Source organism: Aquabacterium sp. (assembly GCF_029946005.1).
In the GTDB taxonomy this organism is placed as follows: Bacteria; Pseudomonadota; Gammaproteobacteria; order Burkholderiales; family Burkholderiaceae_C; genus Aquabacterium.
Map to the genome: position 1 here is coordinate 1 of NZ_JAQSDR010000002.1, position 22,077 is coordinate 22,077.

Sequence of the window (22,077 nt, forward strand, 5' to 3'; positions counted from 1 at the left end):
GCCAAAAACACGGCGGTAAACCGTCTGGCAAGGACGTCGGCGAGTTACCGCTTACACAGCAACATCGCTGATCGCGGGAGTGTCGCAGGCGCACACGATTCGACGAACCGCCTGTTTCGGTGGGAATTGTCGCAAACGGTTAACGGTGCTCGAATAAACAACGTCATTTTTCCAGCCATGAAAAAAGGGCCGCATCGCTGCGGCCCTTTTGATGACAAGAGCTTGAAAAGCTCAGGTCGGCATTTACATGCCCATGCCACCCATGCCGCCCATGCCACCCATGTCGTGGCCACCGCCAGCAGGCGATTCATCCTTGGGGGAATCAGCCACCATGCATTCGGTCGTCAGCAGCAACGAAGCCACGGAGGCCGCATTTTGCAGCGCGGTGCGCGTGACCTTCGTGGGATCCAGGATGCCCATTTCGATCATGTCGCCGTAGGTGCCATTGGCGGCGTTGTAGCCGTAGTTGCCTTGGCCACCCAACACCGCGTTCACGACCACGCTGGCTTCGTCGCCAGCGTTGCTGACGATGATGCGCAGGGGTTCTTCGATGGCACGCAGGATCAGCTTGATGCCGGCGTCTTGATCGGGGTTGTCGCCCTTGATCTCGCCAGCAGCTTGCTTGGCACGCAGCAGAGCCACGCCACCACCGGCCACGATGCCTTCTTCCACCGCAGCGCGCGTGGCGTGCAGGGCGTCTTCAACGCGGGCCTTCTTTTCCTTCATCTCGACTTCGGTGGCAGCGCCAACCTTGATCACGGCAACACCGCCAGCCAGCTTGGCCACGCGTTCTTGCAGCTTTTCACGGTCGTAGTCGCTGGTCGCTTCTTCGATCTGGATGCGCACTTGCTTGACGCGGGCTTCGATGTCACCAGCGGCGCCAGCGCCGTCGATGATGATCGTGTTTTCCTTGCCCACTTCGATGCGCTTGGCTTGACCCAGATCGGCCAAAGTGACCTTGTCCAGGGACATGCCGACTTCTTCAGCGATGACCTTGCCGCCCGTCAGGATGGCGATGTCTTCCAGCATGGCCTTGCGGCGATCGCCGAAGCCAGGCGCCTTGACAGCGACAACCTTCAGGATGCCGCGGATGGTGTTGACCACCAGCGTGGCCAGTGCTTCGCCGTCAACTTCTTCAGCGACGATCAGCAGAGGACGTCCAGCCTTGGCAACTTGCTCCAGCGTGGGCAGCAGGTCACGGATGTTGGAGATTTTCTTGTCGTACAGCAGCACGAAAGGGTTGTCCAACAGGGCGGATTGCTTCTCAGGGCTGTTGATGAAGTAAGGCGACAGGTAGCCGCGGTCGAACTGCATGCCTTCGACGACGTCCAGTTCGTTGGCCAGGCTCTTGCCGTCTTCAACGGTGATGACGCCTTCCTTGCCGACCTTGTCCATCGCGCTGGCGATGATCTCGCCGACGTCGTTGTCAGAGTTGGCGGAGATCGTGCCGACTTGGGCGATCTCTTTGGACGTGGTGGTGGGACGCGATTGCTTCTTCAGCTCGGCGACCAGGGCAGTCACTGCCTTGTCGATGCCACGCTTCAGGTCCATCGGGTTCATGCCGGCGGCCACGTACTTCATGCCTTCGCGCACGATGGCTTGCGCCAGCACGGTGGCGGTGGTGGTGCCGTCACCAGCGTTGTCGGAAGTCTTGGAAGCGACTTCCTTGACGAGCTGGGCGCCCATGTTCTGGAGCTTGTCTTTCAGCTCGATTTCCTTGGCCACGGACACACCGTCCTTGGTCACGGTGGGGGCGCCATACGAGCGCTCGAGCACCACGTTGCGGCCCTTGGGGCCCAGGGTCACTTTGACCGCATTGGCCAGGATGTTCACGCCTTCGACCATGCGAGCACGTGCTTCACCGCCGAAAACGACGTCTTTAGCTGCCATTTGGAATTCTCCGGAAATGCTTGAAATTGATGGGGATGGTGCTTGAAGAGAGAAGGCTTACTTCTCGACGACTGCGAACAGGTCGTCTTCCTTCATGACCAGCAGTTCTTCGCCATCGACCTTGACGGTCTGGCCGCTGTACTTGCCGAACAGAACGCGGTCACCGACCTTGACGTTCAGGGTGACGAAGTCGCCCTTGTCGTTGCGCTTGCCTGGGCCCACGGCCAGGACTTCGCCTTGGTCGGGCTTTTCAGCGGCGTTGTCAGGAATGATGATGCCGGAATTGGTCTTGGTTTCTTGTTCCAAGCGCTTGACGATCACGCGATCGTGCAAAGGACGAAGTTTCATCGTATCTCCTGTCTGATCAGACAACGGTTTTTGACATTGGGTTGCAACGTGAGTGAATGCTCACATTACAGCAGCTCGAATGGGCAACCTTGCAGGTTGTTAGCACTCAAGCCTAACGAGTGCTAAACCTATTATAGGGATGCTTGGCCAGGTTTCAAGGGGCAGCGCGCTGAGTTCATTGAAGTTCTTGGTCTACCCTCGCGCATCCACAAAACCTTGGAAGACTGACATGGCCGTTTCGCAATTGATGGGCAAATGGGTGCTGGTGACCGGCGCCGCCTCGGGCATCGGCCTGGAAACGGCCCGGGCCTTCGCACGCCAGCGCAGCAACCTGATCCTCACCGACATCAACGAAGCCGGGCTGGCGCCCATCCAGCGCGAAATTGAGGCCCTGGGCGTGCGCTGCCTGAGCCATGGCCTGGATGTCGCCGACGAATTTGCCGTGCGGCGCGTGGCCGACGCCGTGATCGCCAGCGTGGGCGCCCCCCACATCCTGGTGAACAACGCGGGCATCGGCTTCCTGGGGCCCCTGCTCAACACACCGACGGACGCCTGGCGAAAAGTGCTGGACGTTAACGTGATGGGCGTGGTGCACCTGTGCCAGGCGTTTCTGCCCGCCATGCTGGAAGCGGGCGATGCGCGCCAAGTGGTGAACGTGGCCTCGGCCATGGGCATTGGGTCGGCGCCCAACCTCAGCGCCTACTGCGCCTCCAAACACGCGGTCATGGGCTTGAGCGATGCACTGGCGATGGAGCTGGCGAAAACATCCGTCGGCATCACCATCGTGTGCCCTGGCGTGATCGACACGCCCATCGTGCGCAACCGCCGCGCCATCGCCGACGTGGTGCCTGATGCCCAGATGGACAAGATCGAAGCGCACTACAAGAAGACCGGTGCGCACCCCTCGGTCGTGGGCGAGCGCATTGTGCGGGCCGTGCTGCGTGGCGAAGACATCGTCTTTGTGGGCCCCACGGCCAAGGCCTTGTACAACGCCAAGCGCGTGTCCCGCAAACTGGCCAGCACAGCCACTTTGGCCGGGTGCAAGGCCAATGGCTATTGGTGGCCCTACCCTGCCAAGCGTTCGGCCGGCCAACGCTGATCGCGCACCGACAGCGCCAGCACGCACCAGGCCATCCACACCAGGGCTTCCAGCACCCCGGCCAGGACGTCGGTGAAGAAATGCACCTCCAGGTACACGCGGCTCCACGACACCAGCCCGATGATGAGCAGGGCCCATGCCCCCAACACCCCGCGCCACAAGGGCCGGGGCACATGGGTCAACACCACCAATGGAAAACGCGTGTCCACTGGGGAAGCTGAAGGTGGTGTTCAGGTGCCCCTGCGTGGACACCCCACGCACAAGGCATCAACTGTCGGCTCGGGCCGCTCAGGCCGACACTTTGAACACCGACACGATCTGCGCCAGGTTCACCGCCTGGTGCTTGAGGCTTTCGGCCGCAGCGGCCGACTCCTCCACCAGTGCCGCGTTCTGCTGCGTGACCTGGTCCAACTGCGTGACGGCATGGCCAACCTGGCTGATGCCGGTCGATTGTTCGCGCGTGGCGTGCGAGATCTCGGCGATCAGGTCGGTCACGCGCTTGACCTGCTGAACGATCTCGCCCATGGTGTCGCCCGCCTCGGACACCAGGCGCGCGCCGGTGTCCACCTTGTCCACGCTGTCGTTGATCAAGCTCTTGATCTCTTTGGCAGCCTGGGCGCTGCGTTGCGCCAGGGTGCGCACCTCGGCGGCCACCACGGCAAAGCCACGGCCTTGCTCGCCAGCACGGGCAGCTTCGACCGCGGCGTTCAGGGCCAAGATGTTGGTTTGAAAGGCGATGCCGTCGATCACGCCGATGATGTCGGCAATCTTCTTGCTGGCCTGGGTGATGGTGTCCATGGTGGCCACCACCTGCCCCACCACCACGCCGCCGCGTTCGGCCGTGGCACAGGCGCTGGAGGCCAGTTGCGTGGCCTGCTGCGCGGTCTCCGAGTTGTGCTGAACGGTGGCGGTGAGCTGCTCCATCGAGGCGGCGGTCTGTTGCAGGTTGGAGGCTTGCTCTTCCGTGCGCTGAGACAGGTCAGCGTTGCCGGTGGCGATCTGCGACGTGCCGGTGGCGATCGACTCGCTGCTGTCGCTCACCTCGCTGACCAGGCGGCTCAAGCCGTCGTTCATGAGTTTGAGCGCGCTCAGCAACTGGCCGGTTTCATCGGTGGAGCGCACTTCGATGCGCGAGGTTAGGTCGCCGGAGGCCACGGTCTGCGCCACGATCACGGCCTGGCTGATGGGCCCCACGATGGACCGGATGATGTACCAGGCCAGGCCCGTGCCCGCCAGCAAGGCCAGCGAGGTCAAGGTGATGATGGTCCAGATGGTGTGCTGGTAAGCGGTCTGGCTGGCCTCGTACTCGCCCTTGGCCACGTCAAGCTGCACCCCGATCAACTGGTCCAGCACGCCACCGATGGGGTCGATGGCTTCGTACATGCCTTTGGCGGTGAAGGCCTTCAAACCGTCCTGGTCCTTGGCCTGGATGAGTTTGAGGAGTTGGTGCCCACCGGCATCAGCCTGCTTCATCAGCGGCAAGGCCTTGGCCACCAGGTCTTTCTCGGCCTGCACGAGGTAGGTGGCGGTGTAGGCCGCCCACTGCTTGTCGATGTCGCCGAAAGCTGCCGTCAACTGCCTGGCACCCTCATCGCCATTCAGCGAACCATCGCGCACCTTGTGGGCCACGTCCACCATGCTCACGGCGTAGGCATCGGCCATGACCTTGAGCTGCTGCAACGGGACCACGCGGTCCTGGTACACCGTGGCCAGCGAATCATTGCCCCGAGCAACCCAGCGCAGCGTCAGTGCCCCAGACAAGGCCAGGAAGGCCAGCAGCACCAGCACCAGCAGAGACAGGCGCGCCTTGATGTTGAGTCGGTTCATGGCCTGAGCCGCTTTCGGTTTGTGGATGAATGATGCGTGCCACTGTGGGTCACTGCGGCGACTGGATTAATCGGAAATAACCAGATAAAAATGCGCGTTTGCACCAATATGCGGCAACCTTGCGCGACCGGGCGGTTGGACGCCTTAATTTGGTGCATAAATCCACTAAAAGGACTATGCTGAAAGCATGGCCCTCTCCGTCTTCGACCTCTTCAAGGTGGGCATCGGCCCTTCCAGCTCGCACACGGTGGGGCCAATGCGCGCGGCCCGCTTGTTCGCCTCGCGGTTGGCTGCGGACGGCCTGCTGCCAGGCACGGCCAGGTTGACGGCCGAGTTGTTTGGCTCGCTGGGCGCCACGGGCAAGGGGCATGGCTCGGACAAAGCCGTGCTCTTAGGGCTGTTGGGGCATGAACCCGACACGGTGGACGTGGACGCCATCCCTGGCTGGCTGGCCGAGGTTCAACAAACCCAGGCTTTGCCCGTGTTGGGGCACCACTCGGTGATGTTCGATGCCAAGCAAGATCTGGTGTTCAACAAACGCCAGAGCCTGCCTTTTCACCCCAATGGCTTGCGCTTTTCCGCCTTCGATGCCGAAGGACAGTTGCTGTGCGCGCGCGAGTATTACTCGGTGGGTGGCGGCTTCGTGGTCAGCGAAGAGGTCGCGTCCGATGGCAGCCAGCACAAACGCATCGCGCCCGACAGCAGCGTGTTGCCCCACCCCTTTCACAGCGGTGCCGACCTGCTGCGCTTGACCCAGGAGTTGGGCTGCAGCATGGCCGAACTGATGCGACGCAATGAACGGCATTGGCGCAGTGATGCCGAAACCAGCGCAGGGCTCCTGCGCCTGTGGTCGGTGATGCAGGGCTGCGTGGAGCGGGGCTGCATCACCCCGGGGATCCTGCCCGGAGGCTTCAAGGTGGCGCGCCGCGCGCCGGCCTTGTTCGCCACCTTGTCAGCGCAAGCCCAAGCGCCCGTGACCGACCCCCTGGCGGTGATGGACTGGGTCAACCTGTACGCCCTGGCCGTGAACGAAGAGAACGCGGCGGGCGGACGGGTGGTGACCGCGCCCACCAACGGCGCCGCGGGCATCGTGCCCGCCGTGCTGCACTACTACCGGCGCTTCGTGCCAGCGGCCAGCGACGAGGGCGTGAAGGACTTCCTACTCACGGCAGCGGCCATTGGCATGCTCTACAAGGAAAACGCCTCCATCTCGGGCGCCGAAGTGGGCTGTCAGGGTGAAGTGGGCGTGGCTTGCTCGATGGCGGCTGCGGGCCTGTGCGCTGTGATGGGCGGCACCCCCGAACAGGTCGAGAACGCCGCCGAGATCGGCATGGAACACCACTTGGGCCTGACCTGCGACCCCGTGGGCGGCCTGGTTCAGATCCCCTGCATTGAGCGCAATGCCATCGCTTCCGTCAAGGCCATTAACGCAGCACGATTGGCACTCCACGGCAACGGCTCGCACCGGGTCAGCCTGGACAAGGTCATCAAGACCATGCGCGACACGGGCGCCGACATGATGAGCAAATACAAGGAGACCGCGCGGGGCGGTCTGGCGGTCAACATCGTCGAATGCTGACCCGGCTGGATCAGCCTTTGACGATGGCGGCAAGCGTGCGAGCGATCAAACGAATGTCCGTCCACACCGAGGCCTGGTCCACATAGCGCACGGCCAGAGCCAGCTTGTGCGGCAGGATCTCGTGAATGTAGGCCTGCTCGGGGTCTGGCGACCGAGCCAGCACCCTGCTTTCATCGCGGTACTCGATAGAGGCGAGGTCGGTGATGCCGGGGCGCACGGACAGCACCTTGTCGCGCACCGTGGCGGGGTAGTGGGCCACGTAGCGTGGCACTTCCGGGCGCGGCCCGACCAGGCTCATGCGACCCAGCCACACATCGATCAGTTGGGGCAATTCATCGAATTTGCTGCCGCGCAAGGCATGGCCGATGCGCGTGATGCGGCGATCAGTGCCCACGGTGATCTGCGGGCCCACGCTCTGTGGAGCGTGCCGCATGGTGCGGAACTTGTGGATGCGAAACGGCTGGCCAAAGCGCCCCACGCGCTCTTGGCGGAAAAACACCGGTCCGGGCGAATCCAGCTTGATGGCCAGCGCCACCAACAGCAAGGCCGGGCTCAGCACGAGCAGGCCCAGCGAGGCCAGCACCCAGTCGAACAGCCGCTTGCTCACAATGCCCCAAAGGCCTTGCGCACCGACGTGATCACGCGCTCGACATCGGCATCCGTCATCTTGGTGTACAGCGGCAGGCTGACCATGCGCTCATAGGCGCGCTGGCTGTGCGGGAACTGCTCGGGCTGGAGCTTGTAGCGCTCGCGCCAGTAGGGGTGCAGGTGCAGCGGGATGTAGTGCACGCTCACACCGATGCCATCGGCGAACAGCGATTCGATCAGCTGATCGCGGTTGATCTTCGCCTCGTCCGACAAGCGCACAACGTACAGGTGCCAGGCGTGCAGGTCGCCCTCGTTCACGGGGCGTGGGGGCGCGATGATCGGCAGGTCGGCGAAGGCCTCGTCGTAGCGCTGGGCGATCTGCTCGCGGCGCACCTGAAAGCCCCGCACGCGCTTCAACTGGTGCAGGCCCATTGCGGCGGCGATGTCGGTCAGGTTGTACTTGAAGCCCGGCGCCACGATCTCGTAGTACCAGCTGGGCACCTTGGCTGTGAAGCGGTCAAAGGCATCGCGGCTGATGCCATGCAGGCGCATGACCTTGCAGCGGGCGGCAATGGCCTCATCACGTGTGACCAGCATGCCGCCTTCACCCGTGGTGATGGTTTTGTTGGCGTAGAAGCTGAACACGGTCACGTCGCTTTGCAAGGTGCCGATGGTCTGCTGCTTGAAGGTGGTGGGCAGCGCGTGCGCGGCGTCTTCGACCACCTTCAGGCCGTGCTTGCGCGCGATCGCCATCACCGCGTCCATGTCCACCGACAAACCCGCGTAGTGCACCGGCATGATGGCCCTGGTCTTGGGCGTGATGGCCGCTTCAATCGCCTTGGGGTCGATGTTGAGCGTGGCCGGGTCGATGTCGACCAGGACCACGTCGGCGCCCATGTAGCGCACCACTTCGGCGGTAGCGGTGAAGGTGTGCGTGGTGGTGATGACTTCGTCGCCAGGGCCGATGCCCAGGGCTTCCAGCGCCAGGTGCAGGCCGGCCGTGGCCGAGTTCACCGCGATGGCCTGCAAGGAGTCATCGCCCAGGAACTGGACGAAGTCTTGCTCGAAACGGCGGGCCTTGGGGCCGGTGGTGACCCAGCCGGAACGCAGGGTGTCGACCACTTCGGCGATCTCTTCTTCACCGATCTCGGGCAGGGCAAAAGGCAGGAAGTCAGCTTGGCTCATGGGGTGTCCAATTCAAACAGTTCATTCATTCAGCGGGTGAGGCGGCCAAAGGCAGGGTCGGGTCGGCCGCGCACCAGCGCGTCGAACCAGCCCCGGATGGAGCCCAGGCCGTAGCCAAAATGATAGGCGGCGATCACGCGTGGCAAATGAGGCAACAGGTCCATGCCCTGCTGGCGGGCGATCAGCAGGCAGACGGCAGCAACGGCGCCCGCGTAAAGCAAGACCTGCGCAGCACACAGCGCCAGCACCCACCAGGCGGCACAGGCCACGGCTTGCAAAGGCAGGGTGTCCAACTCGATGCCCCAACCGGCCCACAGGCTCAGCGCCAGGAGCAACACCAACAACACGCCCATGCTGGCCACGAACAGACCTGGGATCAGGTGACGCAGCGCCGCAGCCTGGCCGTGCTTCTTCATCACGAAGGGCTTCCAGTAGCCATATTGGCGGTACTGGCGGAAGACATCGCCCGTGCTGGCACGCGGAAAGTAGGTCGAGCGGATGCGGGGCGATTGCCAGATGCGCCCGCCGCCCTGGCGGATGCGCAGGTTGTGCTCGTCGTCCTGGTTGCGCACCAGGGTCTCGTCAAAGCCGCCAAAGCGCTCGAAGGTCTGGCGCGGCCAGGCGCCGAGGTAGACGGTGTCGACCTCGCCTTCGTAGGCCAGATCCCGCGACAAGGCGCCGCCCGCCACCCAGCGCGACTGGAACGCGGCCGCGACCGCACGCTGCTCGGTGCCTTTGACCCCGACCGCACCTTCGGCCCGCCAGGGACCGCCCACGTTGTCGGCGCCGGTGGCCTGCCAGGTGGCCAGGCATTGCGCGATGTAGTCGGGCGCGTAGACAGTGTGCACATCCAGGCGCACGATGAACTCGCCGCGCGCACGCTCGATGCAGCGGTTCAAGCCACAAGACACGATGCGGCCGGGGTTGTCCAGCATGACGAAGCGCGGGTCGCTCAGGCACCAGGCGGCCAGGCGCTCGCGCGTGCCGTCTTCGCTTTGGCCATCGGCCACCAGCACTTCCAAGGCCCAGCCTTCGGGCAAGGTCTGTGCAGCCACGCTGCGGCAGAACGCTTCGATGTGGTCGCGTTCATGGCGACACGGCACGATCACCGAGACGACGCGCATCGTCATGGCCTCAAGACACCTTGTCGGCGACCGCGTTGCGCTTGACGCCTTTGGCCACCGGCGCCAGCAGCTTTTCATACAGGCGCCACATCGCATCCATCTGGCCGCGCCGCGAGGCTTGGCGCTCAATCAGGTCACGGTTGTGGGCACCCATCTGGGCCAGGCGTTCGGGGTGGTCATAGGCCGTCAGCAGGGCTTGCGCCACGGCATCGACGTCGCGCACCGGCACGATCCAGCCGCCCCGCTCGGTGACCCATTGGCGGTTGGCCGGCAGGTCGGTCGCGATGATGGGCAGGCCACAGGCCATGGACTCCAGCACCGACACCGAGGTGGCATCGCTGGTGGGCACCGAGACCGACACGCGGCAGCGCTGGATGGCCTGCACCATGGCCTGGTCGCCCACGCGGCCGTGAAAACGCACTTGCTGCAACAGGCGCAAGGCGGCCACGCGCTCTTGCAAGCCAGCCTCCATCGGGCCACCGCCCAGCAAATGCAGCAGTGCGTGCGAATGCGGGCGCAAGGTCAAGAAGCGCGCAAAGGCCTCGATGACCAGGTCGATGTTGTAGTTGCGCTCCCACGATCGCAGGCTGACCACTTCGAAGTCGGACGCGGGCGTGGCGGGCGTGAACTTGTCGGTGTCGGCGCCCCACAAGATCTGGTGCACGGGCGCGGCCGGGTGGTAGCGGGCAATCTCTTCGACCATGTCCATGGAATCGGCCGTGATCAGGTCGGCGCGGCGCAATGACCAGCCCACCACCCAGCGCATCAGGCGGCTTCGCTTGGGCGTGACCAGGATGTCCGATCCCCAGGCCGTGAGCACCTTGGGGCAGCTCAGGCCGCACGCTGCCGCCCACATGCCGTAGGACGTGACGTAGTGGCCATGAACCAGGTCGGGCTGGAAGCTCTTGCCCAGCTCGCGCACCACGCGGCGCACTTCGGGCAAGGCCTTGAACCACGAGGCCTTGTCGGCCCCGGGGCGGATGGCGATGACCTGGCGCGCGCCGGGCACCTCGCCAGGCTGGCGCGTGATGACCACGGCCTCGGCGCCGCGCTCGACCGCAGACGCGACCCAGCGGCGGGTGTGCACACTGGACGCGTCGGCGAAGAAAAGGATGCGCAATGGCGTTTGCCGGGTTGGGCTCATGGGCGGTCACCGCCCAGCGCGCGGCGCAGATTGTCCTGCCCGGCCCACTGGGCGTAGATGGGCTGCAGCTCAGGGTGCCTTTGCAGCAGCGCGCCGTCCAGCTTGCGGCTGTCGCCAATCACCTCGGCGGGCCGCCCCGGCGCGCCTGCGCCCACGATGGCAAAGTCTGGCACCTCGCCCGACACAAAGCAGTAGGCCTGCACGATCACACCCTTGCCGATGCGCGCGCCCGGCGCGATGACGCTGTGCGGGCCGATGAAGCTGTAGGCCCCGATGCGCGTGGGCCTGCGCACATAACCGGCCGGATTGGGGTTGTTCACATACCGCCGCCCCATGATCCGCACCGATTTGTGGCTGGAGTGGCTGAGGACGGACACGTAGTTGGTGACCTGGCAGCCTTCTTCGATCACCAGGCCGTTGGAGCCGTCGATGCGGTTGAAGTGGCCGATGAAGACATGGTCGCCCAGCACCAGGCCTTTGGCTTCTTCCAAGACCGCATGGGTGCTGATGCGGGTATGGGGGCAATACACGCCATTGGCGTTGCGCCAGCCGTAGACGATGCGCGGGCCGGTGAAGGCCGAAAGCCACCGCGCGGTGAAGCGCTTGAGGTGCTGGAACAAAGGCATCATGTAGAAAAGGCGGCGGGCGAGTGCGGGTGGGCGGTATAGCCCGGTATTGTCGCCGCTTCTCGTCTGGCAGGAGACCCTTGAGTGCGGGGCTCCAGTCCGCCCAGTCGGCTTAAAGCCGTGTCAGCGCTGGCGTCCACAGCGCTTTCACCGGCAACCCCGCTTGCCGCAAGAACACCGCATAGGCCACGGTGATCGCCACAATGTAGCCAATGCTGGATGAAATACCGGCACCCAGGGCACCAAAACCAGGCACCAGGCACCACCCCAAGCCAAAACTCACCGCCAGCGACAGACCGGCGATCCCGCCCGACAAATGGGGCCGCCCCAGGTGGTTGGTGTAAAACGCCGACAAGCTCGATGCCGCCGCGTAGGCCGCCACACCCGGCAGCAAGGCCGCCAAAGGCCCCACCGAATCCGCGTAGGCCGGGCCCATCACCTCCGGCAAGGCCCAGTGGGCCAGCACCAGCAAAATCGGGGCGGCCAGCACCGTGGCCAGCACATTGATGCGCACTGCCTGCACGGTCATGCTGGAGGCCACGCGCACATCCGGATTGCCGATGCGAGAATACGCCGACACCGTGACCGATTGCGACAGCAGCCACAGCAACTCGGCCACGGTCACCGCCACTGAATACGTGCCCACCGCCCCCAGGCCATGAAAGCGCTCCACCAGGAACAAAGAAGCCCGGTAGTTCAACAGGCTGATCACATTGGTGACCCCGATGGTGGCCACGAAGCGCCAATCGTCCCACCACACCGCCGAAGGCGCTTCAGTGGTGATCGATTCATCGCGCCGGTCCGCATCGTTCAAGGCGTAGATGGCCGTCAACACGGCCACCAGCGATTTGCCACTGACCCAGGCCATCAGCACCACCAGTACGGTGGATGTGTGCCGCTCGGCGCCCTGGCTGAACCACCATGCCACGGCCAGGCCACTTAGCACCGAGGCGGGCGCGGCCACCTGCGCGGCATTCAAGGGCCACATGCGGCCTTGGCCCAACCACAAGCCCGTGGCCGTGGGCACCAGCAGCAAGAACGGCGCGGCCAAGGCCAGCAGCCACAACTGGGCATAAGGCATCTTGTCCGCCCACCACGACACGGCCAGCAGCACGCCCGAGGCCAGCAAACCCAAGCCCAGCGCTGCCCGCAGCAGGCTGCGCAACATGGGCCGTGCGCGCACCGACTGCCCGGTCTGCTGGCGCGACATCTGCCGGGCCAGCCACAGGCCCAGCCCCGAAAACAAGGTCAGCAAGATCGATTCGACCGCCACGAACAGCGCAAACGCGCCCTGCACCCGTGGCCCCTGCCGAGCCACCAGCACCGTGATGCCCAGCCCCAGGCCCACGATCAGCAACTTGGCCACCAGGTTGCCCAACGCCGCCCGAGGCACGCTGGCCCAGGCATTTTTCAAAGCCCTCAAAACTTGAATCGACATGGGTGGCATTGTCGCCCAGCCCACTGAGCGGCCAGGGTTTCATACAATCGCCCATTCACCCAAGCCCAGACCTATGACCACGCCCAACGCCCCCACCACCCCTGATGTCGCCCACGCTCAAGCCACCGAGGCCCCCGTGGACACCAACAAGCTGGTGGCCGAACGCCGCGAGAAACTCGCCGCCATCCGGGCACAAGGCATCGCTTTCCCCAACGATTACAAGCCCACGCACCACGCTGCACCCTTGCACGCCGCGCATGGCGCCACCGAAGGCCCCGAGCTGGAAGCCCAGGCCATCACCGTCAAGATCGCCGGCCGCCTGATGCTCAAGCGCGTGATGGGCAAGGCCTGTTTCGGTACCTTGCAAGACGGCAGCGGCCGCCTGCAGGCTTACATCACGCTGGACCTGGTGGGCGCCGACGCCCTGAACGCCTTCAAGCACTGGGACCTGGGCGACATCCTGGGCATTGAAGGCACGCTGTTCAAGACCAAGACCGGCGAGCTGTCGGTCAAGGCGAGCAGCATCCGCCTGCTGACCAAATCCCTGCGCCCCCTGCCGGACAAGTTCCACGGCATGACCGACCAGGAAATGAAGTACCGCCAGCGCTACGTTGATCTGATCATGGACGAATCGTCGCGCGCTCGCTTCAAGGCCCGCAGCAACGCCATCTCGGCCATCCGCCAGTTCATGGTCGACCAGGATTTCCTGGAAGTCGAGACGCCCATGTTGCACCCCATCCCCGGCGGTGCCAACGCCAAGCCCTTCACCACGCACCACAACGCACTCGATCAAGAGATGTTCCTGCGCATCGCGCCCGAGCTGTACCTCAAGCGCCTGGTGGTGGGTGGTTTTGAGCGCGTGTTTGAGATCAACCGCAACTTCCGCAACGAAGGTGTGTCCGTGCGGCACAACCCCGAGTTCACGATGATGGAGTTCTACGCGGCCTACTGGGACCACCGCGATTTGATGGACTTCACCGAGCAGGTGCTGCGCCACGCCGCGCGCGCCGCCGCGGGCACCACGCAGCTGAGCTACGGCGGCCACCCCGTCAACCTGGAAGCGCCCTTCGCCCGCCTGAGTGTGCGCGACTCGCTGGTGGCCCACGCCGGTTTGACCGCGCCTGAAGCCGATGACGAGCAGGTGCTGCGCGCCAAGCTCAAAGCCCACGGCGAAGAAGCCCCCGCCCACCGCAGCCTGGCCGAACTGCAGTTCGCCATGTTCGAAGCCTTCGTCGAAGAAAAGCTCTGGCAGCCCACCTTCATCATCGACTACCCCGTTGAAGTCTCGCCCCTGGCACGCGCCTCGGACACCAACCCATCCATCACCGAACGCTTCGAGCTGTTCATCACCGGCCGCGAGTTCGGCAACGGCTTCAGCGAGTTGAACGACCCCGAAGAGCAGGCCGCCCGCTTTGCCGCGCAGGCCAGCGCCAAGGATGCCGGTGACGAAGAAGCGATGTACTTCGACGCCGACTACATCCGCGCGCTGGAACACGGCCTGCCGCCCACCGGCGGTTGCGGCATCGGCATCGACCGCCTGATCATGCTGCTGACCGACGCGGCCAACATCCGCGACATCATCCTGTTCCCAGCACTGCGTCGGGAAGCCTGACGCACCGCGCGGCGTGATCCTGGCCCGCGCCCTTCCCTTGGCGCCTGCCGTCGCCGCCTAATCCTGCGCGGCAGCGACCAGCGTGGCCGACACCGCGTCCACCCAGCGCGCCAAGATTGTTGCCCGCCGTGATCGGCAGCGCGCTGGTGGCGGCGCTGGTGGCCATCACACATGCGAACCTGTTCGCCCTGACCCTGTGCGTGCTGGCCGTCAGTTTCACCTCCGTGATGTGGACCGCCTGGGGCAAGCGCGGCGGCCCGCAAACCTTCGCCATGGTGCTGTCGCTGGTCTTCCAGATGGCCGCCCACGCCAACCACCCCATGGATGCAAGCGCTACTTGACAGCACCTGGCCTGGGTCACCGTGGGCGCGCTCAGCCTGGCCGTGTGGTCGCCCCTCACCACCATGGTGTTGGCTGGCACAGACAGTGGATGAAGCCCAGGCCCTGACGCACGCCGCGCAAGCCGTCGCGCAACAACCCAGGCACTGAAGCAGGTCAGAGTCCGGCCCCCTCCTTGCGGGCGCCAACACGCACGAAAACCCTCGATATTAGCGGTTAAAGGCAGAGTCATCCCAAGCGATAATCATCCACATTCAACGATTGGCAACATGCCGCAGGGAGCCCCATGAAATTCACCCGAAAAACCGTCGCCGCGATCGCAGCAGCCAGCCTGTGCCTGGGTTTCGTGTCATCTGCCACGGCGCAGCGCTACTCGGTTCTGGACCTGGGCAATGTCACTGGCACATCCTTGAACTCTCTGGGTCAAGTCGCCGGATACCGGTACACCGACGACTACTCAACGATCGAAGCTTTCTACACAGGCGCCAACGGCACGGGCCTCACCTCCCTCGGCGCGCCTCAAGGCAGCAGCAGTACCTGGGCCTACGGCATCAATGACCAGGGACAGGTGGTGGGCCAGTACACGACCAGCACGGGCGATGCGCACGGCTTCGTCACCAGTGCTGGTGGTCAGGGCGCGAGTGATGTCAGCTACGGTAGCGCTGGCTCCGTCAGCTTGGTGGCCATCAACGCCAACGGGCAGTACGCTGGCTGGGCCGATCAGACGGCCATCACTTCCGGACCGAACGGCACGGGACTGCAGGCCGTGAACCTGCCAGGCAGCCTCGGCAGCCTGGTCACCGCCATCAACGGCAGCGGACAGGTGCTGGGCATCGCCTTTACCAACGACAGCGGCTACACCTTCCTCACCGGCTCCAATGGCCAAGGCATCAGCCAAGTGGGGCCGACTGTCGGCACGGGCCTGGCCCTCAACAACCAGGGTGACGTCGTGGGCCAAGTGTTCACCGACGAGGGCGACGCACGCGGTTTCCTCACCCTGGCCAATGGCGCCACCACCCTACTGGGCACCCTGGGCGGCAATTTCAGCCGGGGCACGGGCATCAACGACCAGGGTGTGATCGTCGGCACCTCTCTTCAAATCGATGCCTACGACAGCACCCAAACCACAGCCTTCGTCATCCCGGGACAAGGCCAGGACATGGTCAGCCTGGCCAGCCTGGCCAACGTAGCAGCAGACTACGATGGCACCTTCGCCGAAGCCATCGCCGTGAATAATTCGGGTCAGATCCTGGTCACAGGTTATGGCAGAAGCTTCCTGCTCACGCCCACCGCCATCCCCGAGGCACAAACCAGCGCCATGATGCTGTTGGGCCTGGGCGCCATCGCCTGGATCGGCGTGCGCCAACAGCGCCCCCGCCAAGCCCAGGCCTAAAAGGGATAGCATCATGCCCACCTTGACTTCCAATGGTCGGCATGATGCAAATCCTTACGACAACGTCTGCCCTCACGACCCCTGAAACCCGCCAGGGGGTCTGCAACCTGTGCGAGGCCATTTGCGGGCTAACCTTCCAGGTTCAGGGTGAACAGATCGTGTCCATCAAGGGCAACGACGCCGACCCGTTTTCTCGCGGCCACATCTGCCCCAAGGCCGTGGCGTTGAAGGACGTTCACGAAGACCCCGACCGCCTCCGCCGCCCGGTCAAGCGCGTGGGCCAGGGGCCCGATGCCCGGTGGGTCGAGATCTCGTGGGATGAAGCCTTTGACCTGGTGGCGCGCGAGCTGGTCCAGGTGCGCCAGCAGCATGGCGCCAACGCCGTGGGCATCTACCAGGGCAACCCCACCGTGCACAACTGGGGCAACATCACGCACGGCCCCTTGTTCATGGGGCAACTCAAAACGCGCAACCGCTTTTCGGCCACCTCGGTCGACCAGTTGCCCCACCACCTGACCTCGTACTGGCTGTATGGGCACCAGTTCCTGCTCCCCATTCCTGACATCGACCGCACGCAGTACATGCTCATGCTGGGCGGCAACCCGCTGGCCTCCAACGGCAGCATCATGACCGTGCCCGATGTGCGCAAGCGCCTGAAGGCCTTGCAGGCGCGTGGCGGCAAGCTGGTGGTGGTTGACCCTCGCCGCACCGAAACCGCCGCCATCGCTGACGAATACCTGGCCATCAAACCTAGCGGCGACGCGGCCTTTCTGCTGGCCATGGTTCATGTGCTGCTCCACGAATCGCTGGCCCAGCCCGGCCACCTGCAAGGCTTGCTCAAAGGCCTGGAGGACCTGAAACACGCCGTGGCCTTCTTCACCCCCGAGGCCACGGCCGCCTCATCGGGCATCGACGCCGACGCCACCCGCCGTCTGGCGCGCGAGTTGGCCCAAGCCGAATCGGGCGTCTGCTATGGGCGCATGGGCGTGTCCACCCAAGTCAACGGCGTGGTCTGCCAATGGGCCATCCAGGTCATCAACATCCTGACCGGCAACCTGGACAAGGAAGGTGGCGCCCTGGTCACCCACCCGGCCATCGACCTGGTCAAGACCGGCTTGATCGGCCCGGGCCACGTGGGCGCCTGGCGCAGCCGAGTGCGCAAGGCGCCCGAGTTCGGTGGCGAGCTGCCCGTGTCCGTGTTGGCCGAAGAAATCCTCACCCCCGGGCCCGGCCAGATCCGCGCCATGGTCACGTCCTGCGGCAACCCGGTGCTGTCCACGCCCAACGGCCGACAACTGGACCAGGCCCTGTCGCAACTTGATTTCATGGTCTCGGTCGATTTCTACATCAACGAAACCACGCGCCACGCCCACGTCATCCTGCCCCCAACCTGCTTGGTGGAGCACGATCACTACGACTTGGTGTTCATGCATTTCGCGGTGCGCAACGTGGCGCGTTACAGCCCGGCCATCCTGCCCAAACCCGATGGCGCCCTGCACGATTGGGAGATCTACGCGGGGCTGGCAAAGCGCTACGCTCAGCACGCCTGGGCGCTGGAGCGTGGTGGCACGGTGCAGCGCCTGAGGGGCATGCTGACCCGCTCGGCCATGAGCCGCCTGCGGCCCGACCAGCTTCTGGCGCTGGGCTTGCGCAAAGGCGCCTACCCGCTGCGCATGAAGCAATTGCGTGCCGCCCCACAAGGCATCGACCTGGGGCCCCTGCGGCCGGGCCTGGCGCAAAGCCTGCTCAAAAAGGGACGCGCCATCGGCCTGCTGCCCCTCGCCATCGCGAACGAACTGCCCTTGTTGGCGGCCACCTTGCCCAAGGCCACGCCCGACGCAGACTCCCTGACCCTGATCGGCCGACGCGATGTGCGCAGCAACAATTCCTGGATGCACAACAGCGAGCGGCTGGTGTCTGGCAAAGCCCGCTGCGTGCTGTGGATGCACACCCACGATGCCGCCCAACGCGGCTTGAGCGAAGGCCAGACCGTGCAGATCACCTCGCGCGTGGGCCAGGTTGACGCCCCGGTCTTCATCACCGCAGACATCCGCCCCGGCGTGGTCAGCCTGCCGCACGGCTGGGGCCATGGCCGCCAGGGCGTCAAGCTGGGTGTGGCCTCACAGTACCCCGGTGTCAGCCTGAACGACCTGACCGACGACCAGTTGACCGACCGGATCAGCGGCAACGCGGCCCTCAACAGCCTGCGCGTGCACGTGAAGGCGGCTTGATGGACCTGGACCACACCACCCCCGCCGATGCCATCGCCGCCACCGCCGCCCGTCTGGTGGTGGAAGAAGGCCTGGACTACGGTGCCGCCAAGCGCCGCGCCGCCAAACAACTGGGCCTGAGCAACCGGGGCGACCTGCCCGACAACGACCTGATGGAGGCGGCCGTTTTTGAATACCTGGCCGTGTTCTGCGCCGACACCCAACCGGCCGAGCTGGCCGCACTGCGCCGCCTGGCCGCCGTGTGGATGGAACGCCTGCAGGAGTTTCGGCCTCACCTGAGCGGCGCCATCTGGCGCGGCACCGCCACGCGCCTGAACGACGTTCACCTGCAGCTCTACTGCGACGACTCCAAATCCGCCGAGATCGCCTTGCTCAACAAGGGCATGGACTACGATGTCGGCAGCGTGCCCGGCCCCCGGGGCGACCTGGTCGATTGCCTGAGTCTGACTGTGGACTGCCCCGAGCTGGGCGAGCCGATCGGCCTGCACCTGACCATCCTGGATTACGACGACCTGCGCGGCGCCCTCAAAAGCGACGCCAAGGGCAAGACCGAGCGAGGCGACCTGAACGCCTTGCGTGCCCTGCTTGCCACCACAGCCCAACCATCATGACCGCTGATTCTTCTCGACCAAACACCCGCCGCGCTCTCCTGGCCTGCGTGGGACTCGCCGCGGCGGCCGGTGGCGGCTGGTGGGCCCTGAAGCACCAGGCGGCTTCGTCCGGGGAGGGCGGCCAGGCATCCGCAGGCGATCCATTGCCCGCCGATTTCTGGGGCAAGCAGTTCGACACCCTGGAGGGCCCCGCCTTGGCCCTGTCCAGCCTGAAAGGCCGCCCCCTGCTGATCAATTTCTGGGCGACCTGGTGCCCGCCCTGCGTCAAGGAGATGCCCGAGCTTGACCGCTTTCACCGCGAGTTCAGTGGCCAGGGCTGGAACGTGCTGGGCCTGGCGGTCGACAGTCCCACCCCGGTCCGAGGATTTCTGGCCAAAAAACCCGTGGCTTTCAAGATTGGCCTGGCCGGATTTGGCGGCACGGAGCTGGCCCAGGAACTGGGCAACAGCGTCGGTGGACTGCCTTTTTCCGTGCTGATCGACGCCCACGGCGGGATCCGCCAGCGCAAGATGGGCGCCACGAGTTTTGAAGAGCTGGCCGCCTGGGCCAAAGCCTTCGTCGCCTGATGCTTTGGTAGACTCAACCCGCCCCAGTCAAGGGGGATCCAGGGTTTTGACGCCAATTGCGCGTAAAATACGTTTACTTTCATTTTCTTGACTGAAGGCTCACCCCCTAAGTCAACGACGCATGCAGATTCTTGTTCTCCATGGTCCCAATCTGAACCTGCTGGGCACACGTGAGCCGCAGGTCTACGGGACCGCCACCCTGGAGCAAATCAACACAGGCCTGACCCAGCACGCCGCCGCTCGCGGCGCGTCGCTGTCGGCCTTTCAAAGCAACCACGAAGGTGCGTTGATCGACCGGGTGCACGCTGCCCGCCTGGACGGCACCCGCTTCATCATCATCAACCCGGGCGCCTACACCCACACCAGCGTGGCTTTGCGCGACGCTCTGGCGGGCGTGAGTCTGCCCTTCATCGAAGTGCACTTGTCCAATGTGCACCAGCGCGAACCCTTTCGCCACCACTCCTATTTTTCCGACATCGCCGAAGGCGTCATCGTTGGACTGGGCGTGCTGGGCTACCAGTTGGCCGTTGACGCGGCCCTGGAGAGCCTGGGCGTCCCTCCTCGCGGCTGAGCGACAAGCCCCCGCACCCCGAATATCCCTGAGCTTTTGCTCGCCCGACTTGCTGGAGATCGCAGATCATGGACTTGCGCAAACTGAAAACCCTCATCGACCTCGTCTCGGAGTCCAACGTCTCTGAACTGGAAATCACCGAGGCCGATGGCAAAGTCCGCATCGTGAAGGCTGGCGCCGCCCCCGTGGTGATGATGCAACCCATGCAGGCGCAGCAGCAGCCCATGGCCGCCCCCGCCGTGGCCGCCGCACCCGTGGTGGCCGAAGTCCCTGAAGAGACCGGGCACGTCGTCAAGTCCCCCATGGTCGGCACCTTCTACCGCTCGTCCAGCCCCGGTGCCAAGGCCTTTGCCGAAGTCGGCGACCAGGTCAAGGAAAACCAGCCCATCTGCATCATCGAAGCAATGAAGATCATGAACGAGATCGAAACCGACTTGGCGGGCACGGTCACCAAGATCCTGGTTGAAAACGGCCAGCCGGTGGAATACGGCCAACCCTTGTTCGTCATCGAATAAGGCAGGCTTCCATGTTCAAGAAAATCCTGATCGCCAACCGGGGCGAGATCGCCCTGCGGATACAAAGAGCTTGCCGCGAGATGGGCATCAAGTCGGTCGTGGTCTATTCCGAGGCCGACCGAGAAGCCAAATACGTCAAGCTGGCCGACGAGGCCGTGTGCATCGGGCCTGCGGCCTCCGCGCAAAGCTACCTGCACATGCCCTCGATCATCTCGGCCGCCGAAGTGACCGATGCCGAGGCCATCCACCCCGGCTACGGCTTCTTGTCCGAGAACGCCGACTTCGCAGAGCGCGTCGAGCAAAGCGGCTTCGTCTTCATCGGCCCCACCCCTGAATGCATCCGCATCATGGGCGACAAGGTCTCGGCCAAGCAGGCCATGATCAAGTCCGGCGTGCCTTGCGTGCCTGGCTCCGAGGGCGCCCTGCCCGACGACAACAAGGAAATCATCCGCATCGCGCGGGCCGTTGGCTACCCCGTCATCATCAAGGCGTCTGGTGGTGGCGGTGGTCGCGGCATGCGCGTGGTCCACACCGAGGCGGCGCTGATCCACGCGGTGCAGACCACCAAGACCGAAGCGGGTGCTGCCTTTGGCAACCCGGCGGTCTACATGGAAAAGTTCCTGGAACACCCGCGCCACATCGAAATCCAGATCATGGCCGACACCTTCAAAAGTGCGGTCTGGCTGGGCGAGCGCGATTGCTCCATGCAACGTCGCCATCAGAAGATCATCGAAGAAGCGCCAGCACCGGGCATCCCCCGCCGCGCCATCGAGCGCATCGGTGACCGCTGCGCCGCCGCCTGCAAGAAGATCGGCTACCGTGGCGCAGGCACCTTCGAATTCCTGTACGAAAACGGCGAGTTCTATTTCATCGAGATGAACACGCGCGTGCAGGTCGAGCACCCCGTCACCGAATGGGTCACGGGCATCGACATCGTGCAGATGCAGATCCGCGTGGCGGCTGGCGAAAAGCTGCCCTTCACGCAAAAGCAGATCCAGATGCGCGGCCACGCCATCGAGTGCCGCATCAACGCGGAAGACCCGGTCAAGTTCGTGCCCTCGCCTGGCCGCATCACCACCTGGCACCCGCCTGGTGGCCCTGGCGTGCGCGTCGATTCGCACATCTACGCCGGCTACTTCGTGCCGCCCAACTACGACTCCATGATCGGCAAGATCATCGTGCACGGCGACACGCGCGATCAGGCTTTGGCCCGCATGCGCACGGCCTTGTCCGAGACCGTGATCGAAGGCATCCAGACCAACATCCCGCTGCACCGCGAGCTGATGGTGGACGCCAAGTTCGTCGAAGGCGGCACCGACATCCATTACCTTGAACACTGGATGGCGGCGCGCAAGCAGCGCTGACCTTTTCCGCAAAAGCAAGCAGCACAC

21 protein-coding genes are annotated in these 22,077 nt (G+C 64.5%); 11 read left to right on the plus strand and 10 right to left on the minus strand.

Features of this window, described 5'->3' with window-relative positions; genetic code table 11:
- Positions 1-243 precede the first annotated feature (243 nt).
- Positions 244-1,890, minus strand: a complete 1,647-nt coding sequence (gene groL, locus PSV38_RS00370; protein WP_300543539.1) for a chaperonin GroEL — start codon at positions 1,888-1,890, stop codon at positions 244-246.
- Positions 1,891-1,947: 57 nt separating this feature from the next.
- Entirely contained in the window at positions 1,948-2,238 is a 291-nt protein-coding gene (groES, locus tag PSV38_RS00375) for a co-chaperone GroES (protein WP_300543541.1), read from the minus strand.
- 229 nt (positions 2,239-2,467) lie between these two features.
- On the opposite strand from groES, the gene PSV38_RS00380 reads away from it, so the two are divergent.
- Positions 2,468-3,337 (plus strand): SDR family NAD(P)-dependent oxidoreductase, encoded by an 870-nt coding sequence (locus PSV38_RS00380; RefSeq protein WP_300543543.1) that lies wholly within the window; start codon positions 2,468-2,470, stop codon positions 3,335-3,337.
- On the opposite strand, the gene PSV38_RS00385 is transcribed toward PSV38_RS00380, so the two are convergent.
- Positions 3,304-3,546 (minus strand): phosphatase PAP2 family protein, encoded by a 243-nt coding sequence (locus PSV38_RS00385; protein WP_300543545.1) that lies wholly within the window; start codon positions 3,544-3,546, stop codon positions 3,304-3,306. The genes PSV38_RS00380 and PSV38_RS00385 overlap by 34 nt on opposite strands.
- 79 nt (positions 3,547-3,625) lie before the next feature.
- Positions 3,626-5,164: a methyl-accepting chemotaxis protein gene (locus PSV38_RS00390; RefSeq protein WP_300543548.1), complete on the minus strand. Its 1,539-nt coding sequence runs from the start codon at positions 5,162-5,164 to the stop codon at positions 3,626-3,628.
- Between the two features lie 187 nt (positions 5,165-5,351).
- Between PSV38_RS00390 and PSV38_RS00395 the strand changes: the two genes are divergently transcribed.
- Positions 5,352-6,743, plus strand: coding sequence for an L-serine ammonia-lyase (locus tag PSV38_RS00395; protein ID WP_300543551.1), 1,392 nt, complete (start codon positions 5,352-5,354; stop codon positions 6,741-6,743).
- A 10-nt stretch (positions 6,744-6,753) separates the two neighbouring features.
- Here PSV38_RS00395 and PSV38_RS00400 read toward each other — a convergent pair whose 3' ends face one another.
- The 6 genes from PSV38_RS00400 to PSV38_RS00425 all read right to left on the minus strand — a co-directional run bounded on the left by PSV38_RS00400 (position 6,754) and on the right by PSV38_RS00425 (position 12,848).
- Positions 6,754-7,350: a sugar transferase gene (locus PSV38_RS00400; RefSeq protein WP_300543553.1), complete on the minus strand. Its 597-nt coding sequence runs from the start codon at positions 7,348-7,350 to the stop codon at positions 6,754-6,756.
- Entirely contained in the window at positions 7,347-8,516 is a 1,170-nt protein-coding gene (locus tag PSV38_RS00405; RefSeq protein ID WP_300543555.1) for a DegT/DnrJ/EryC1/StrS family aminotransferase, read from the minus strand. The genes PSV38_RS00400 and PSV38_RS00405 overlap by 4 nt, the downstream gene beginning before the upstream one ends.
- Positions 8,517-8,545: 29 nt before the next feature.
- Positions 8,546-9,640: a glycosyltransferase family 2 protein gene (locus PSV38_RS00410; RefSeq protein WP_300544315.1), complete on the minus strand. Its 1,095-nt coding sequence runs from the start codon at positions 9,638-9,640 to the stop codon at positions 8,546-8,548.
- Positions 9,641-9,650: 10 nt separating this feature from the next.
- Entirely contained in the window at positions 9,651-10,784 is a 1,134-nt protein-coding gene (locus PSV38_RS00415; RefSeq protein WP_300543558.1) for a glycosyltransferase family 4 protein, read from the minus strand.
- Complete coding sequence (locus PSV38_RS00420) at positions 10,781-11,413, minus strand: acyltransferase (protein ID WP_300543561.1); 633 nt, start codon at positions 11,411-11,413, stop codon at positions 10,781-10,783. Before PSV38_RS00420 ends, PSV38_RS00415 begins: the two co-directional genes overlap by 4 nt.
- A 109-nt stretch (positions 11,414-11,522) precedes the next feature.
- On the minus strand, positions 11,523-12,848 hold the full coding sequence (locus PSV38_RS00425; protein ID WP_300543563.1) for a teichoic acid transporter: 1,326 nt from the start codon (positions 12,846-12,848) through the stop codon (positions 11,523-11,525).
- Positions 12,849-12,921: 73 nt separating this feature from the next.
- Between PSV38_RS00425 and lysS the strand changes: the two genes are divergently transcribed.
- From lysS to accC, 9 genes are all read left to right on the plus strand, one after another.
- A complete protein-coding gene (gene lysS, locus PSV38_RS00430; protein ID WP_300543566.1) occupies positions 12,922-14,460 on the plus strand; it encodes a lysine--tRNA ligase in 1,539 nt (512 codons plus the stop codon).
- 116 nt (positions 14,461-14,576) lie between these two features.
- Positions 14,577-14,801 carry a hypothetical protein gene (locus PSV38_RS00435; protein ID WP_300543567.1) on the plus strand — a complete coding sequence of 75 codons (225 nt, stop codon included), beginning with the start codon at positions 14,577-14,579 and terminating at the stop codon, positions 14,799-14,801.
- A 284-nt stretch (positions 14,802-15,085) separates the two neighbouring features.
- Positions 15,086-16,192 carry a PEP-CTERM sorting domain-containing protein gene (locus tag PSV38_RS00440; protein WP_300543569.1) on the plus strand — a complete coding sequence of 369 codons (1,107 nt, stop codon included), beginning with the start codon at positions 15,086-15,088 and terminating at the stop codon, positions 16,190-16,192.
- Positions 16,193-16,233: 41 nt separating this feature from the next.
- Entirely contained in the window at positions 16,234-18,423 is a 2,190-nt protein-coding gene (locus PSV38_RS00445) for a molybdopterin-dependent oxidoreductase (protein ID WP_300543571.1), read from the plus strand.
- Positions 18,423-19,034 carry a hypothetical protein gene (locus PSV38_RS00450; protein ID WP_300543573.1) on the plus strand — a complete coding sequence of 204 codons (612 nt, stop codon included), beginning with the start codon at positions 18,423-18,425 and terminating at the stop codon, positions 19,032-19,034. Before PSV38_RS00445 ends, PSV38_RS00450 begins: the two co-directional genes overlap by 1 nt.
- Positions 19,031-19,600, plus strand: coding sequence for a TlpA disulfide reductase family protein (locus tag PSV38_RS00455; protein WP_300543575.1), 570 nt, complete (start codon positions 19,031-19,033; stop codon positions 19,598-19,600). Before PSV38_RS00450 ends, PSV38_RS00455 begins: the two co-directional genes overlap by 4 nt.
- Positions 19,601-19,721: 121 nt before the next feature.
- Positions 19,722-20,171, plus strand: coding sequence for a type II 3-dehydroquinate dehydratase (gene aroQ, locus PSV38_RS00460; protein ID WP_300543578.1), 450 nt, complete (start codon positions 19,722-19,724; stop codon positions 20,169-20,171).
- A gap of 68 nt (positions 20,172-20,239) precedes the next feature.
- Entirely contained in the window at positions 20,240-20,686 is a 447-nt protein-coding gene (gene accB / locus PSV38_RS00465) for an acetyl-CoA carboxylase biotin carboxyl carrier protein (RefSeq protein ID WP_300543580.1), read from the plus strand.
- An 11-nt stretch (positions 20,687-20,697) separates the two neighbouring features.
- Positions 20,698-22,050 (plus strand): acetyl-CoA carboxylase biotin carboxylase subunit, encoded by a 1,353-nt coding sequence (accC, locus tag PSV38_RS00470; protein WP_300543582.1) that lies wholly within the window; start codon positions 20,698-20,700, stop codon positions 22,048-22,050.
- The last annotated feature ends 27 nt before the right edge of the window (positions 22,051-22,077 follow it).

What these genes read in the sequence shown, in the direction of transcription:
- groL (WP_300543539.1), bottom strand. Translation starts at nt 1,890, where the DNA reads ATGGCAGCTAAAGACGTCGTTTTCGGCGGTGAAGCACGTGCTCGCATG.
- groES (WP_300543541.1), bottom strand. Translation starts at nt 2,238, where the DNA reads ATGAAACTTCGTCCTTTGCACGATCGCGTGATCGTCAAGCGCTTGGAA.
- PSV38_RS00380 (WP_300543543.1), top strand. Translation starts at nt 2,468, where the DNA reads ATGGCCGTTTCGCAATTGATGGGCAAATGGGTGCTGGTGACCGGCGCC.
- PSV38_RS00390 (WP_300543548.1), bottom strand. Translation starts at nt 5,164, where the DNA reads ATGAACCGACTCAACATCAAGGCGCGCCTGTCTCTGCTGGTGCTGGTG.
- PSV38_RS00395 (WP_300543551.1), top strand. Translation starts at nt 5,352, where the DNA reads ATGGCCCTCTCCGTCTTCGACCTCTTCAAGGTGGGCATCGGCCCTTCC.
- PSV38_RS00405 (WP_300543555.1), bottom strand. Translation starts at nt 8,516, where the DNA reads ATGAGCCAAGCTGACTTCCTGCCTTTTGCCCTGCCCGAGATCGGTGAA.
- PSV38_RS00410 (WP_300544315.1), bottom strand. Translation starts at nt 9,640, where the DNA reads ATGCGCGTCGTCTCGGTGATCGTGCCGTGTCGCCATGAACGCGACCAC.
- PSV38_RS00415 (WP_300543558.1), bottom strand. Translation starts at nt 10,784, where the DNA reads ATGAGCCCAACCCGGCAAACGCCATTGCGCATCCTTTTCTTCGCCGAC.
- PSV38_RS00420 (WP_300543561.1), bottom strand. Translation starts at nt 11,413, where the DNA reads ATGATGCCTTTGTTCCAGCACCTCAAGCGCTTCACCGCGCGGTGGCTT.
- PSV38_RS00425 (WP_300543563.1), bottom strand. Translation starts at nt 12,848, where the DNA reads ATGTCGATTCAAGTTTTGAGGGCTTTGAAAAATGCCTGGGCCAGCGTG.
- lysS (WP_300543566.1), top strand. Translation starts at nt 12,922, where the DNA reads ATGACCACGCCCAACGCCCCCACCACCCCTGATGTCGCCCACGCTCAA.
- PSV38_RS00440 (WP_300543569.1), top strand. Translation starts at nt 15,086, where the DNA reads ATGAAATTCACCCGAAAAACCGTCGCCGCGATCGCAGCAGCCAGCCTG.
- PSV38_RS00445 (WP_300543571.1), top strand. Translation starts at nt 16,234, where the DNA reads ATGATGCAAATCCTTACGACAACGTCTGCCCTCACGACCCCTGAAACC.
- PSV38_RS00450 (WP_300543573.1), top strand. Translation starts at nt 18,423, where the DNA reads ATGGACCTGGACCACACCACCCCCGCCGATGCCATCGCCGCCACCGCC.
- PSV38_RS00455 (WP_300543575.1), top strand. Translation starts at nt 19,031, where the DNA reads ATGACCGCTGATTCTTCTCGACCAAACACCCGCCGCGCTCTCCTGGCC.
- aroQ (WP_300543578.1), top strand. Translation starts at nt 19,722, where the DNA reads ATGCAGATTCTTGTTCTCCATGGTCCCAATCTGAACCTGCTGGGCACA.
- accB (WP_300543580.1), top strand. Translation starts at nt 20,240, where the DNA reads ATGGACTTGCGCAAACTGAAAACCCTCATCGACCTCGTCTCGGAGTCC.
- accC (WP_300543582.1), top strand. Translation starts at nt 20,698, where the DNA reads ATGTTCAAGAAAATCCTGATCGCCAACCGGGGCGAGATCGCCCTGCGG.